9 protein-coding genes are annotated in these 15245 nt (G+C 38.1%); 8 read left to right on the top strand and 1 reads right to left on the bottom strand.

Annotated elements, in window-relative coordinates; all coding sequences use genetic code 11:
- Positions 1 to 782 precede the first annotated feature (782 nt).
- Positions 783 to 2120 (top strand): dihydrolipoyl dehydrogenase, encoded by a 1338-nt coding sequence (gene lpdA, locus QRN68_RS25980; protein ID WP_285400279.1) that lies wholly within the window; start codon positions 783 to 785, stop codon positions 2118 to 2120.
- A 143-nt stretch (positions 2121 to 2263) separates the two neighbouring features.
- Here the strand turns inward: lpdA and QRN68_RS25975 are convergent, their stop codons facing one another.
- Positions 2264 to 2419 (bottom strand): hypothetical protein, encoded by a 156-nt coding sequence (locus QRN68_RS25975; RefSeq protein WP_285400278.1) that lies wholly within the window; start codon positions 2417 to 2419, stop codon positions 2264 to 2266.
- 211 nt (positions 2420 to 2630) lie between these two features.
- Between QRN68_RS25975 and QRN68_RS25970 the strand changes: the two genes are divergently transcribed.
- The 7 genes from QRN68_RS25970 to QRN68_RS25940 all read left to right on the top strand — a co-directional run bounded on the left by QRN68_RS25970 (position 2631) and on the right by QRN68_RS25940 (position 14987).
- The gene (locus tag QRN68_RS25970) at positions 2631 to 4019 is read left to right on the top strand and encodes an aldehyde dehydrogenase (protein ID WP_285400277.1); all 1389 of its coding nucleotides are present in this window, start codon (positions 2631 to 2633) and stop codon (positions 4017 to 4019) included.
- 347 nt (positions 4020 to 4366) lie between these two features.
- A complete protein-coding gene (locus tag QRN68_RS25965) occupies positions 4367 to 5833 on the top strand; it encodes a UDP-N-acetylmuramoyl-L-alanyl-D-glutamate--2,6-diaminopimelate ligase (protein WP_285400275.1) in 1467 nt (488 codons plus the stop codon).
- A 279-nt stretch (positions 5834 to 6112) separates the two neighbouring features.
- A complete protein-coding gene (locus QRN68_RS25960; protein ID WP_285400274.1) occupies positions 6113 to 7690 on the top strand; it encodes a peptide chain release factor 3 in 1578 nt (525 codons plus the stop codon).
- Between the two features lie 469 nt (positions 7691 to 8159).
- A complete protein-coding gene (locus QRN68_RS25955) occupies positions 8160 to 11213 on the top strand; it encodes an efflux RND transporter permease subunit (RefSeq protein ID WP_285400272.1) in 3054 nt (1017 codons plus the stop codon).
- An 18-nt stretch (positions 11214 to 11231) separates the two neighbouring features.
- Positions 11232 to 12317, top strand: a complete 1086-nt coding sequence (locus tag QRN68_RS25950) for an SDR family oxidoreductase (RefSeq protein ID WP_285400271.1) — start codon at positions 11232 to 11234, stop codon at positions 12315 to 12317.
- A gap of 407 nt (positions 12318 to 12724) precedes the next feature.
- On the top strand, positions 12725 to 13489 hold the full coding sequence (locus QRN68_RS25945; RefSeq protein WP_285400269.1) for a TerC family protein: 765 nt from the start codon (positions 12725 to 12727) through the stop codon (positions 13487 to 13489).
- Between the two features lie 142 nt (positions 13490 to 13631).
- A complete protein-coding gene (locus tag QRN68_RS25940) occupies positions 13632 to 14987 on the top strand; it encodes a TrkH family potassium uptake protein (protein ID WP_285400268.1) in 1356 nt (451 codons plus the stop codon).
- Positions 14988 to 15245: the final 258 nt, after the last annotated feature.

The following is a 15245-nucleotide window of genomic DNA, read 5'->3' as shown; positions in this document are numbered from 1 at the left end:
TATACCAACTTTTTGAAAGAAATACACATTTCTTTTCTTAAGTTGACAGCTATGGAGGAGCGAATACCCGCGGAAGAGGAGCGAATACCCGCGGAAGAGGAGCGAATACCCGCGGAAGCGAAGCGAATACCCGCGGAGCTGAGCGATACCCGCGGAAGCGGAGCAAATACCCACGGAGCCGAGCGATACCCGCGGAAGCAGAGCAAATACCCGCGGAAGAGGAGCGAATACCTGCGGAAGCCGAGCAAATACCCGCGGAGCCGAGCGATACCCGCGGAAGCGAAGCGAATACCCGCGGAAGCAGGGAGAATACCCGCGGAGCCGAGCGATACCCGCGGAAGAGGAGCGAATACCCGCGGAAGAGGAGCGAATACCCGCGGAAGCGAAGCGAATACCCGCGGAGCCGAGCGATACCCGCGGAAGCGAAGCGAATACCCGCGGAAGAGGAGCGAATACCCGCGGAAGCAAAGCGAATACCCGCGGAGCCGAGCGATACCCTTTCGATCCATATGGCAAAAATGTTTATCGGTATCTGCATAGAAAATAAAGTCTCTCATTGTTCAAAATGAATAGTGAGGGACTTTTTCGCGCTGATGGTTTGTATTTCGTTTTTTTTTCAGGAGGGTCTTCTGTTAAAAAAATCGGCATTCTCATTCACGATATAATGACTTTTTTTACGGCAGTAGACGATGGAGTGGACAAAGGATCTTAGAATTTACTGTAATTTCCATGACATTGCATTCAAATTTTGTAAATGATATGGTGGTCATGAGGTGAATTTCGTGGAAAAATTTGATATTGCAATTATTGGTGCAGGTCCAGGGGGATATGTGGCAGCCATTCATGCAGCAAAAAGCGGCAAGAAGGTAGCTTTAGTGGAGCGCGATAAAGTGGGAGGAGCTTGCTATAATGTCGGCTGTATTCCTTCGAAAATTTTATTGGAGCATAGTAAGCTTATTCAGGAAATAAAACGTGGTAATGACTGGGGCATTGAAACTTCTACAGTAAATGTAAATTTTCCGCGATTGATGAAACGTAAAGATGCTATTATCGACGAGCTTTTAACGAATATTGAGGATTATATTTTGAGCAATCAAATTACCTTTTATCGAGGAGAAGCAGCAGTAGCTAAAGATTTAACTGTAACTGTTGGAAGTGAGTCCTTTACTGCAATGGATATCATTTTAGCGACAGGAAGTAAACCATTTGTCCCACCGTTTAAAGGTCTAGAGACGTCTTCATATTTTACAACGGATACATTTTTTGATATTGAAGAGTTGCCAACGCAGTTAACAATTATCGGTGGTGGCGTGATCGCTGTGGAGATGGCATTTAGCCTAGCACCACTTGGAACGAAGGTGACGATGCTAAATCATAGTGAGGACATTTTACAGACAGAAGAGCCGGACGCACGCCCAGTTATTCGCGAAAAGATGAAAAAGCTTGGTATTGAGCTTGTGACAGATTTCCAATTCGAGCATTTTAATGGCAATGAAATTCATACATCTAAAGGAATTTATACATATGAAAATCTATTATTTGCAACAGGTCGACGCCCAAATACAGAAATCGCTCAGCAACTAGGTCTAGCTTTCGATGGTCGATTGATTGCAGTCAATGAGCATCTTGAAACAAGTCAGCCACACATTTATGCCATAGGCGACTTAGTGGGTGGTTACCAGCTAGCTCATTCAGCGAGTGCAGAGGGAAGTCATGTTGTGGATCATATTTTAGGAAATGAGCCAGCACTGATTGATCAAACATTGATTCCTCGCTGTGTTTATACACATCCTGAAATTGCGACGTTTGGTTTACTAGAAGAGCAGGTGAAAGAACCTTATATGGTGACTCAAATGCCTTTACGGACAAATCCTAAGGCATTAATGGAAGGAAATACAGTAGGTTTTATAAAGGTTATTGCGACGAAAAAGGAAGGACGTATTTTAGGAGCATGTGTTGTTGCTGATGGGGCAACAGAAATGTTAAATGCTATTTTAGCTACTAAAAATGCTGGTGGCACTGCTCATACTCTCGCAAATATGATTTTCCCACATCCTACAGTTTCAGAGCATATTGGGGATGCAGCAAAAGCTTTTTTTGACAAAGCCATTCATCAGTAGAAGTTTAATCATCTACATTCTTTAGCGGAAGATCGCCTTTTTCATTGGAAGAGGCGATCGATGAGAATTAAAATAATTAACTCCAAGTATCAAGTCAAAAAAATAGCACATTATAGGAAATAACCTCCTATAATGCGCTATTTTCAATCTGTATCAAGCTCTTCTTTTTTCTCAAGCGGTGTTGTAGAGAGATATAAGAAAGCCTCATCTTGCAAAAGTAATAATTTTTCTTCACTAATACCGTGTGCTAATGGTCCAGAAAAAATAGACTCCCACCAAGTTCCTGTTGTTGCTGTCATTCATCTACGCCCCCGTTTCAATTTTTCAATATGTAGTTGTAAATTTCCCAAAATCACAAACCATCTTAGCTTCATTCATTTCATCATCAGATCAGTAATAATTTAAGAAAGAGGAATTTTTGCTGTCAATGTTGTATCGTATAGACAAAGATAGTTTGTTTCGAAATGAAAAAACTATGTATGCCATTTTTAAAATAAGGGGTGCTTTAATATGAATTTTACGCCACAAGACGTTGAGAATATGATTACGGAGCAGCGTCAATTTTATTTTTCACGAGCGACTAAGAGTACAAAATTTCGAAAAGAACAATTAAAAAATCTGAAGAAATCAATTTTAAAATATGAAAAAGAAATTTTGAATGCTTTACATTTAGATTTACGAAAGAGTGAGTTTGAGGCATATGCAACAGAAGTTGGTATTGTTTTAGATAGTATTTCTCATATGGTAAAGCATGTTGAAGAATGGATGAAGCCAGAAGCAGTAAAAACTCCAATTCAATATCAGATGGGGAAAAGCTTTATTGTTCGAGAGCCATATGGAGTGACATTAATTATTGGCCCATTCAATTATCCATTCCAACTTGTCATGGAGCCATTAATCGGTGCGATTATTGGCGGCAATACGGCTATTGTAAAACCATCAGAAACATCTGTGCACACAGCAGTAATTGTTAAAAAAATAATTGAAGAAACGTTTAGTCCTTCCTATGTGCGTGTTGTAGAAGGAGAAAAAGAAGAAGTGACGGCACTTATTCATGCATCCTTTGACTATATATTTTTTACAGGGAGTGTGGCAGTTGGAAAGGTTGTTGCAAAGGCAGCTGCAGAACGTTTAACACCGATTGCCTTAGAACTTGGAGGGAAAAGTCCTGCAATTGTCGATCAAACAGCCAATTTAGAAGTAGCTGCGAAAAGAATCGCTTGGGGTAAATTTACAAATACTGGACAAACTTGTGTGGCACCAGATTATGTCCTTGTCCATAAAGATGTCTATGAACGATTTATGAAGTTATTGAAAGAAACTATTCGTTCCTTCTATGGTAAAAATGCATTAAAAAGCCCTGACTACGGCCGTATTGTGAATCTAAGACAATTTGATCGCTTACAGCAAATTATTACGGAAGAACGTGATGCTATTACGTTTGGTGGTAGAACAGACCGAGATGATCTATATATTGAGCCTACAATTATTGAATATGTGAAATGGTCAAATCCTTCAATGCAGGATGAACTATTTGGTCCAATTTTACCTGTGATGATGTATGGTGATTTGCCACTTGCCATTCACCAAATTCGTCAGTTACCAAAGCCTTTAGCGGCATATTTTTTCTCAGAACATGAAAAGGCTATTCAGTACTTCTTAGAGGAATTACCATTTGGTGGCGGATGTATTAATGATACGATTACACATGTTGGAAATTTACATTTACCATTTGGCGGTGTAGGATCATCAGGAGTAAAAGCGTACCATGGGAAAGCGAGTTTTGAAAACTTTACGCACCCAAAATCTATATTAAAAAAATCTTCTAAGTTAGAGACGAATATTCTCTTTCCTCCGTATAAACAAAAAGTGAAGCTTGTACGAAATATTATGAAATAGTGAAACGGAGGTGTCGGTAATTAAGATTATAGACACCTCCGCCTTTTTAACAGTATCACTATATTTTATACAAGTCTCCCGATATAACATCTACCAGCATATATATGAATTGTAGTTGTCGATACATGCCGATTTTTGAGTAGGAAGGTAAATTTCGACGAATTATTAACTTTATATTGAAATGATAGCGTTTTCATCGAAAAAACGTCGTAAGAGGCATTTTATTTATGGATGAATAAGTAGTAAAATAAATTCAATAGTATGTGGGGGTATTCATATTGTCATTTTTTGTCGAAAAAAACGACAAGTGATGAAATGAGTGTAGAGATTGATTGGAGGACTATGAAATGTATGCAGAGGAATTGTTAAGTGCATTACCTTTGAAAAAAATAATTGGAGTATTACCTGACCAAGTAAGTGATATTGTGATTGATTCACGAAGTGTGCAACCAAATAGTATGTTTGTTTGTATAAAAGGTTATACAGTAGATGGTCATGACTATGCACAGAAAGCTGTTGAAGGTGGCGCAACGATCGTTGTGACTGAGCGAAAATTACCATTAGGAGAAACGATTGCACAGGTCATTGTGAGAGATACAGACCGAGCAGTTGGCCTACTAGCTGCAAAGTTTTTTGATTATCCGTCTAAGGATATGACAATGATTGGCGTGACGGGTACAAATGGAAAAACATCAGTAACCGGTATTATTCAAAATATAATGCATGGTATGGGTGAGAAATCTGCATTAACAGGAACTATCGGCTTTAATTTAAATGGTATTTTATATGAATCTGCAAATACTACGAGTGATGCTTTGTCCACGCAACAAATGATTTTCCGTGCAAAAATGGAAGGCTGTCGATTAATGACTATGGAGGTATCTTCGCACGGTTTAACACTTGGACGTCTAGCTGGTGTAGAGTATGATGTAGCTATTTTTACAAATCTGTCACATGATCACCTTGATTTCCATGGTACGATGGAGGAATATGGCCATGCGAAGGGCTTATTATTCTCTCAACTTGGACAAGACTTAGAAAAGAATAAATTTGTAGTGTTAAATGCTGACGATGTTTGGTCGGAACGCTATGCAGCGATGACACCATTTCCAGTATGGACATATGGTTTAAATAATGAAACAGCTGATTTCCGTGCTATTAACTGTGAGTATCATGATTACAAGACATCTTTTGACGTCGAAATGTCAGAGGGAATATACCATGTGCAAATGAATTTACTTGGGGAATTTAATATATACAATGTACTTGCTGCTATGGTTGCTTTTTATGGTCGTGGTTATTCAATGGAAACAATCATTGAGCAAATTGAGCAATTACCACCAGTAAAGGGCCGTATGGAGAAAGTTTGCTCAGATTTACCAGTGCAGATTTTTGTTGATTATGCACATACACCTGACGCAATTGAAAAAGCGATTTCTTCAGCCCAACCATATAAAAAAGGCAAGCTTATTTTCCTAGTTGGCACAGGTGGTAATCGTGATAAATCGAAACGTCCTGCAATGGCAGAAAAGGCTTCAGCCGCTGATTACGTTATTTTAACGACAGATGACCCACGCTATGAAGAGTACGATAGTATAACAGGTGATCTTGCCAAAGGGATGCTACATGAAAATTTTGCATGTATAGGAGATCGTGCTGAGGCAGTGCGTCATGCGATTGAGGTTGCTGAACCAGGAGATATGATTATTTTTGCTGGTAAAGGTCATGAAGATTATCAAATTATTGAGAATACAAAATATCCTCATAGTGATGCAGAAATTGCAATAGAAGCTGGCCGTTTAAAATTCGTATAATATCTATTATCTGCAATCAAGCTGTTCTTAGCGCTGGATGCTAGAGCCTACTTGAATGTGTGACCGCCATACATGCAACAATGTGATAAATTCAAGACATTTAGTGAACCCTTTTAGTTACAGCTAAAGGGTTTTCTTTTGGGTTCTATTCTAATTGTTCAGTATTTACTCAAAACATTTGATATAAAACCTCTTTTTTTGAGAATTCATGTAAAAAGGTTGTACGAAAGGCAAGTCTTCTTTTATTATTATTAAGTATGAAAAAAGGAGAATGACGAGATGAATTTAAATTTAGAAAAAGATATATTATCGCGTCGAACTTTTGCCATCATCAGTCACCCTGATGCTGGGAAAACGACGATTACAGAAAAGCTTTTACTATTTGGTGGCGCGATTCGTGATGCCGGTACAGTAAAAGGGAAAAAATCAGGTAAGTTTGCAACTTCTGACTGGATGGAAATTGAAAAGCAACGTGGGATTTCTGTAACTTCTTCAGTTATGCAATTCGATTATAATGGCTCACGTGTCAATATTTTGGATACTCCAGGTCACCAAGATTTCTCGGAGGATACGTATCGTACATTAATGGCGGTGGATAGTGCTGTCATGGTCGTGGATGCTGCCAAAGGTATTGAAGCACAAACTTTAAAGCTGTTCAAAGTTTGTAAAATGCGTGGTATTCCGATTTTTACTTTTATCAATAAACTAGACCGTCAAGGGAAGGAGCCACTTGAGCTGATTGAAGAGCTTGAGGAGGTACTTGGCATTAACGCATACCCAATGAACTGGCCAATCGGTATGGGGAAAGAGTTTTTAGGTATTTACGATCGTTACAATAAACGTATCGAGCAATTCCGTACTGAAGAAGAAGAACGTTTCTTGCCAATTGATGATAATGGGGAACTTGCAGTCGAGCATCCAATGAAGGTGACTTCTTATTATTCACAGGCAATGGACGACATCATGTTGCTTAACGAAGCGGGTAATGAGTATTCTGAAGAAAAAATTCGTCGTGGTGAATTAACACCTGTTTTCTTCGGTTCTGCTTTAACAAACTTTGGTGTGCAAACATTCCTTGAAACATATTTACAATTTGCACCGACACCACAGCCTCGAATTACTGAGGATGAACAATTTATTGATCCAGTTGAGCATGATGAGTTTTCAGGCTTCATTTTCAAAATTCAAGCGAATATGAATCCTGCTCACCGTGACCGTATTGCCTTTGTGCGTATCGTATCTGGTAAATTTGAGCGTGGCATGAACATGACTTTATCTCGTACAGGTAAATCATTCAAAGTGACACAATCTACACAATTCCTTGCTGATGATCGTGAAACTGTAGATGAAGCTGTTGCTGGTGATATTATCGGTTTATATGACACAGGTACTTATCAAATTGGTGACACAGTTGTAGGTGGTAAAAAGACGTTCCAATTTGAAAAATTGCCACAGTTCACACCAGAGTTATTTGTTCGTGTAACTGCGAAAAACGTTATGAAATCTAAGCAATTCCATAAAGGGATTTTACAATTAGTGCAAGAGGGCGCTATACAATATTATAAAACGTTGCATACCGAAGAAGTTGTTCTGGGAGCAGTTGGTCAATTACAATTTGAGGTTTTTGAGCATCGTATGAAAAATGAATATAATGTTGAAGTGAAGATGGAGCCAATTGGTTCAAAAATCGCACGATGGATTGAAAATGAAGAAGATGTTAAAGAATCGATGTCATCAGGTCGTTCAATGCTTGTAAAAGATCGTTTTGATAATCTTGTTTTCTTATTTGAAAACGAATTTGCTATGCGTTGGTTTGCTGATAAAAACGAAAACATTAAGTTATATAGCCTTTTATAATAAAAAACACGAATCGACATGTTGCGATTCGTGTTTTTTTACAAGGAAAATTGGTGCTATATGTAGAATATATACAGTATTAGTAAATTTAAGTCTCATGAAAAGCCTCTAGGAAAGAGGGATGGCATTTATTAAAACGTATATTATGTATAAAAGTTGATCTTTGTTCCGACTGGGCGACTCCTTGGGGATCAGCGTCACAGTTTAGACCCTAGAGTGAGCAGGCAGAGGAACGAAGGCTAAAAACATCCCGTCCTGTGATAACGCCTCCGTGACCAACATCGTGCTACTGCTGCTAGGTTAGCACTACGCTATCGCGCAAAAAAACATCTGTTGCCCCAAGCGGCTCATCGGACGCCACCAGTCGGAACGAAAATCAACTACACGCTATGGTGATGCCAAAATTTATAAAATATTCTCCTTTTCGGTTATCATAGAAGGGAAGAGATGGAAAAGGAGTTTGTAAAAAGTGAACATTAGTAATTTTTCTATTAAAAGGCCTGTTTTTACAATCGTTACGATGTTATTGGTCATTATTTTAGGTGGCGTGTCATTATTAAAAATACCTATTACGCTTATTCCAGATTTACGTCCACCAATAGGCGTCGTTGTTACCTCTTATCCTGGTGCAAGTCCAACAGAGGTTAATGAAAAAATCACGAAGCCTTTAGAAACAACACTAGCAACCTTACCAGGGATAAAAAAACTAAAGTCTACCTCGCAAGAAGGATCTAATTTAATAGTTCTCGAATTTGATTGGTCAACCAATATTGAAGATGTTCAGCTCGATATATTACAACGCATCGATATGACTCCTTTACCAAATGATGCTGAGAAACCTAGCTTTTTAAAATTTGATCCATCACAATTTCCTATAATACAGCTTTCACTAAGTGCGGAAAATGACAATGTAGACGTGCGGTTACTGGCGGAAGACTTGGAAAAAGAACTTCGTCGAACAGCAGGTGTAGCAAGTGTAAATGTTTCCGGTAAGCTTATTGAAGAAGTTCAAATCACTCTAGATGAATCGAAGTTAGTAGAAAAAGGGATAACCCAAGCAGATATTATTCAAATTATTCAATCGAACAATGTTTCTCTTCCTGGTGAACCGGTATTAACAGCCGATGGGAAAATGTTAACTACTCGTATTGTTAGTACGTTAACTTCACCAGAAAGCATTGAGGATTTAATCGTTTCAGTAAATCCAATAGATGGTAAAGCATTAACGGTTGGAGAAGTAGCGACTGTTGAGCGCGTGGAGCAAAAATCCATAACTACAACACGAGCAAATGAGCACCCTGCAGTTTTAATGTCTGTATTACAGGAATCGGGTGCAAATACGGCTGAGGTATCAAAAGCTTTCAAAGAAACTTTAAATGACTTATTAACGAAAAAGGAATATCAAGGAATCGCTGTGGATGTGCTAGTGGACCAAGGTAACTATGTGGATTTAGCGATTAGCAATATCGGATCTTCATTACTTTTAGGTGGCTTATTCGCGATGTTCGTACTTTTTGTCTTTCTGCGAAGTGTGAAAAGCCCTATCATTATTGGGATTGCGATTCCATATTCAGTTATTGTTACATTTGTTTTAATGTTTTTTGCAAATTTCTCGCTCAATATTATGACATTAGGAGCGTTAGCACTTGGCATCGGTATGCTTGTTGATAATGCTATCGTTGTTATTGAAAACATTGAACGACATTTAGGTCTTGGCAAGGATTCGTTAGTAGCGGCTAAGGAAGGGACAAAGGAAGTGGCACTGGCGATTATTGCTTCCACTCTCACAACTATTGCAGTATTCATTCCTGTAATGTTTATTGAAGGTTTAATCGGACAAATCTTTACAGAATTTGCTTTAACTATTTCCTTTAGCTTAATTGCTTCTTTAGTCGTTGCGCTAACAGTTGTCCCGATGCTTGCAAGTCGTCTTTTGAAAATGAAATCTACAAATATTTATGAAAAACGTCATGAGTCACGTTTCTACAAAAGCTACAAATCATCAATTATTTGGGTACTACGTCACCGAATGCTTGTCCTTATCTCAGCCGTTGTTTGTTTTGGACTTGCGTTGTTTGGACTTACGAAAATTGGAACAGAGTTTTTACCGCCCACCGATGAAGGATTTACATCCATTAGTGTGAATCTCGAAAAAGGTGTAGCAGTATCAGAAACAGAAAAAGTTGTTGCGAAAATTGAAGAACGCTTAAAACAGGAGAAAGATGTTGACGTATATGTTAGCTTTATCGGTGGTACACAGCAGACACAATCACGAGGACAGACAAATGCAAACCAAGCAGAGATCTATGTAAAGCTTGTCCCTTTAGCAGATCGGAATCGTTCTATTTTTGAATTTGTAGAAGAGGTTGAGCGAGATTTGCAAACAGAGCTTGGTGAACAAGCTGAAATCGCCTTCAGTGTCTCAACGTCAACTGGCTCTTCACCGAATACATTAACGTTTAGATTAACTGATTCAGATGAGCAACGACTTCATAGCTCTGTTGATAAAGTGCAGCAGGAGTTATTAAAAGTAAATGGAGTGTCAAAAGTAACTACGGATTTAGATAACATTGTTAAAGAAATTCAAGTAGAAGTAGACCGAGAAAAGGCAAAGGATTACGGATTTGTACCTGCACAAATTGCTCAAACGGTCAATCAAATGACAAAGGGACAACTAACTACGCAAATAATTGCAGAGGATGGTGCTGTATTGCCTGTCTATACCGGCTTTGGACAAGTATTTAATGATAGTATCGAAGCCTTAAAATCGATGCAGCTTCGTTCACCAGCTGGTTTATTTGTAAAGCTAGAGGACATTGCTACTGTTTCTGTAAAGGAAGGACCAGTATCGATTAGACGTTCTGATCAGGCGCCAGCTGTTGCATTCTTTGTCGATTATGAAACGAAGGAATCATTAGGAGGTATTTCAGCTAAAGTGGATCGAGCAATGGAAAAAGCTAATTTACCATCCGAAACTGAAGTGATCTTTAGTGGAGATCGTGAGCTTTATGATAGTGCGATTAAAGATATGATGTTAGCAGTTGCACTAGCAATAGTGCTTGTGTATATCGTGATGGCTGCACAATTTGAATCATTCAAATATCCATTCGTTATCATGTTCACGGTACCGTTAATGATTATTGGCGTTACAATGGCGATGTTTGTTACGAACACGCTTATTGGAGTGACATCTATTATAGGGATTTTAATACTAGTTGGAATTGTCGTAAATAATGGAATTGTACTTGTAGATTACATTAATCAACAAAAAGCCAATGGAATGGCAACGTACGATGCGATTATACTTGCTACACAGGATCGAATTCGACCAATTTTAATGACTGCACTAACTACAATTTTAGGATTGTTGCCACTTGCTCTTGGCATTGGAGAAGGAACAGAGATGAATCAACCAATGGGGATTGCAGTAATTGGAGGACTTGTAACTTCAACTTTGCTGACATTATATATTGTACCGATTGTTTATAGCTTAATGGATAAAGAAACTAGGAGAATGCGGTAAGTTCAGGAGGAATAAGAGATGGGAGTTCATTTTTTTACAGGTTTTCCAGGGTTTATTTCGGGTCAATTAATACGCGAGTTATTTCGAAAAAATCAATCACAGGAAGTAATCGCTATTGTTTTAGCTGGTGAATTAATAAAGGCAAATATAGAGAAAGATAATATATTAGCGGAGTTTCCCAACTGTTCTATTCGTATTGTAGAGGGAGATATTACATTACCGAATCTTGGTCTAGAAAATCAAGCTGGACAGGAAATTGTATCTCAAATTGAGGTATTTTGGCATTTAGCTGCAATTTATGATTTAGCAGTACCACGCGATATAGCGTGGAAGGTAAATGTGCATGGTACGACTATGGTCAATGATTTTGTTCGAACACTTCCGAACTTAAGGCGCTATATGTATTTTAGTACGGCGTATGTGGCAGGTACACGTGAAGGCGTTTTGCGTGAAAACGAACTAATTCGCCCTCCTGCATTTAAAAACTATTATGAGGAAACAAAATATGAAGCTGAGCAACTAGTAGAGGATCTAAAATCAGAGATACCACTGACAATTATTCGACCAGGCATAGTGCGAGGTCATTCCGAAACAGGAGAGACAGTTAAATTCGATGGACCTTATTTCCTTTTAAATATGGTGGATAAATTAAAATGTCTCCCTTGTATTCCGTATATTGGCCAATCGACATCAACAATCAATGTGGTTCCAGTAGATTATATTGTAAACGCTTCTACTTATTTAGTAGATGAAAAATGTGCTGAAGGGAAAACCTTGCATCTAACGGATCCAAATCCACATCCTGTGCAGGAAGTATACCGTACGATGGTAAAATTATTAACTAACCATTATCCTAAGGGACGATTACCGTTAACACTGGCAAGAGTATCTTTACAAGTGCCTATGATTCGGAAAAATCTAGGTGTTGAGCAAGAAACTTTAGATTATTTAACTTGGAATGCGAAGTTCGATACATCCGAAGCGGTTGCGATTTTGAAAAAGGGGGGTATTACCTGTCCCGATTTTATAAAGACTATGCCTAGGATGATTGATTTCTATTTATCGCATAAAGAAGATACAACCTATCAAATTGAGATAAAGTGAAACATCAATCAGTGGAGTCACTGGCTATTAACTGCCCGTAAACGCCCGATTGGTTCAACTAACGAATTAATGGAAAGATAATTTTGCCAGCCTTAAATGATAGTGCTATAATAAGTTTACAGAAGAAAATCCTTCGACATTTTGTCAAAGGGGAGTAGCTAACAGTTACGAACGATGTATCTGGATTCACATTCGTCAATACATGGTTTTTACCATCGGGTGTGATAGGCAACTCTATGCTAAGGTATTCAATTACTAGTTATAGAGTGAGGTACTGATAAAAAAGTGTCAGGTATTTATTTGCTTAGCGAGACCTTTGCCTTTTTAAACGGGCAGAGGTCTTTTCTTTTGTACTCGTATAGTAAAAACTATTTTTGGTATAAAGAGCTTGAGAGGGAGGCACTTGAATGGAATCAATTATTTTACAATACGGTTGGGTGCTTATTGTACTTATAGTATTAGAAGGGCTATTAGCAGCAGATAATGCGGTTGTAATGGCTGTGATGGTCAAGCATTTACCACAAGAGCAACAAAAAAAGGCTTTATTTTATGGGTTATTCGGAGCGTTAATTTTCCGATTCTCAGCACTCTTTGTCATTACAGTATTAGTTAATTATTGGCAAATCCAAGCGTTGGGAGCAGCTTATTTATTATTTATGTCTGCCAAAAACATATATGATTTGCATTATAAAAAGGAATCAGAAGAAGAGTCTAACGATCAGGTTAAGAAAAAGGGCTCTAGTTTCTGGATGACAGTTCTTAAGGTGGAAGCGGCGGATATTGCATTCGCTATCGATTCTATGCTTGCTGCAGTTGCCATTGCTGTAACTTTACCTGAGGTAGGTAACTTTGATGTTGGTGGCATCAACGGTGGTCAATTTATGGTCATGTTACTTGGTGGATTTATCGGAGTTATTATGATGCGATTTGCGGCACAATGGTTTGTGAAAATATTAAATGACTATCCATCGCTTGAAACCGCTGCGTTTTTAATTGTAGGGTGGGTAGGTGTTAAACTTGTTGTGCTAACTTTGTCACATGAGAAGGTGGGCATTTTACCAGTAGAGTTTCCACATTCTACTGCATGGGAGTTAACCTTCTGGATTGTGTTATTGGCCATCGCACTAGGAGGTTATCTAGTAGGCGTTCGTAATAAAGATCAACATAAATAATGAACTTATTTTAGCAAACAACATCCGCCAGAGGCATAATTGATGAGGAATAGTCGTAATCTATTCCTCTTTCTTTTTTTATGTATTTTTCCTATACTAATATCTATCGGGTTTGGCATTATGTGAGGGGGGAGATGTTAAAGTGCCTTGGAAAAAATCATCTAATAGACTTGTAACACCTTTTCAGGTACTTGTTTCTTATTATTTTATTGCTATAGCGATTTCCTTCCTGTTACTACGGTTACCAGGCGTTCATAAAGAAGGTGTGGAAGTTTCATTATTAGATAGCTTGTTTACTGCAGTAAGTGCCGTTAGTGTAACAGGTTTAACAACATTCAACATATCTGAGAGCTATACAACATTTGGGCTCGTAATGGTCCTTGTTATTTTACAGCTCGGAGCAATTGGCATTATGTCACTTGGTACCTTTGTTTGGTTACTTGTTGGGAAGAAAATTGGTATGCGTGAGCGTCAATTAATCATGATTGACCATAACCAGTACAATTTGTCAGGCGTTGTTCAATTAATTCGAGAAATTTTGAAAATTTTAATTGGTATTGAAGTGATTGGTGCGATTATTTTAACTTTGCACTTTACCAATTATTTTGATACTTGGGAAGAAGCCTTGATTCATGGTGTCTTTGCCTCCGTTTCTGCTACTACAAATGGTGGTTTTGATATTACAGGAATGAGTTTACTACCGTTTCATAACGATTACTTTGTTCAATTGATCACGATGGTACTCATTGTGCTTGGCGCTATAGGATTCCCTGTACTAATAGAAGTGAAAACTTTTTTACTCCATCGTCATGAGAACTTTCGCTTTAGTTTATTTACAAAAATAACTACCTCCACATATGCAATTCTATTTGTTGTAGGGGCTGTCGTTATTTTTTTGCTCGAATCATTCCATTCATTTAAAGGGATGTCTTGGCATGAGGCTATGTTTTCTGCGATGTTCCATTCTGTTTCAACACGATCTGCTGGACTTGCGACGTATGATGTAACATCTTTCAGTGAAGCGACAGATATTTTTATGAGCTTTTTAATGTTCATTGGTTCTTCACCAAGTTCAGTTGGTGGTGGGATACGTACAACAACGTTTGCGATGGCCATTTTATTCCTCATTACTTTTTCACGAGGAAGAGAGGATATTCAAGTATTCGGACGTGAAATACATTTAATTGATGTTTTCCGCTCGTTTGTCGTTATTTTATTGGCATTCTTTATGGTATTAGTCGCGACAATTATTTTACTCATTACGGAGCCAAACGCAACACTCATTCAAATAATTTTTGAAATTACATCAGCGTTCGGAACCTGCGGGATGTCTTTAGGAATCACTTCTGACTTATCAGTAGTTGGAAAAATTATTATTATGATTTTAATGTTTATTGGTCGTGTCGGTTTAATTTCCTTCCTTTACACTCTAGGTGGTGGCGGTAGAGGTAAAAAATCTACCTATCACTATCCTAAAGAGCGTGTAATTATTGGGTAACTTTTTGCTAGGATCCTTAGTGCACAATGAATACTTCTTAGTAGAAGATTATATTGTGTGCTGAGGATTTTATTTTAGTGTTCATGGTTTAACATTTGCAAGACATTCAGTAGAAAATTTGTTCGTTAAAATCCCTTTCTTGTAGTTTAAACAGCAAAAACTAGCTGTCGCCATACAATTGTCAAAAAATTTTTAATTGTTTTTTCCTGAGTATAATGACTGCTTAATGGGTATTATTTACAAGATAACTAGGTTAGT

The organism is Lysinibacillus sp. fls2-241-R2A-57, assembly GCF_030209535.1.
In the GTDB taxonomy this organism is placed as follows: Bacteria; Bacillota; Bacilli; order Bacillales_A; family Planococcaceae; genus Lysinibacillus.
Note: the sequence above shows the minus strand (reverse complement) of the source record. Positions and strands in the feature narration are given on the sequence as shown.

Excerpts from the sequence above, each read along its gene's own strand:
- QRN68_RS25975 (WP_285400278.1), bottom strand. The coding sequence starts at position 2,419 with ATGACAGCAACAACAGGAACTTGGTGGGAGTCTATTTTTTCTGGACCA.
- QRN68_RS25970 (WP_285400277.1), top strand. The coding sequence starts at position 2,631 with ATGAATTTTACGCCACAAGACGTTGAGAATATGATTACGGAGCAGCGT.
- QRN68_RS25965 (WP_285400275.1), top strand. The coding sequence starts at position 4,367 with ATGTATGCAGAGGAATTGTTAAGTGCATTACCTTTGAAAAAAATAATT.
- QRN68_RS25960 (WP_285400274.1), top strand. The coding sequence starts at position 6,113 with ATGAATTTAAATTTAGAAAAAGATATATTATCGCGTCGAACTTTTGCC.
- QRN68_RS25950 (WP_285400271.1), top strand. The coding sequence starts at position 11,232 with ATGGGAGTTCATTTTTTTACAGGTTTTCCAGGGTTTATTTCGGGTCAA.
- QRN68_RS25945 (WP_285400269.1), top strand. The coding sequence starts at position 12,725 with ATGGAATCAATTATTTTACAATACGGTTGGGTGCTTATTGTACTTATA.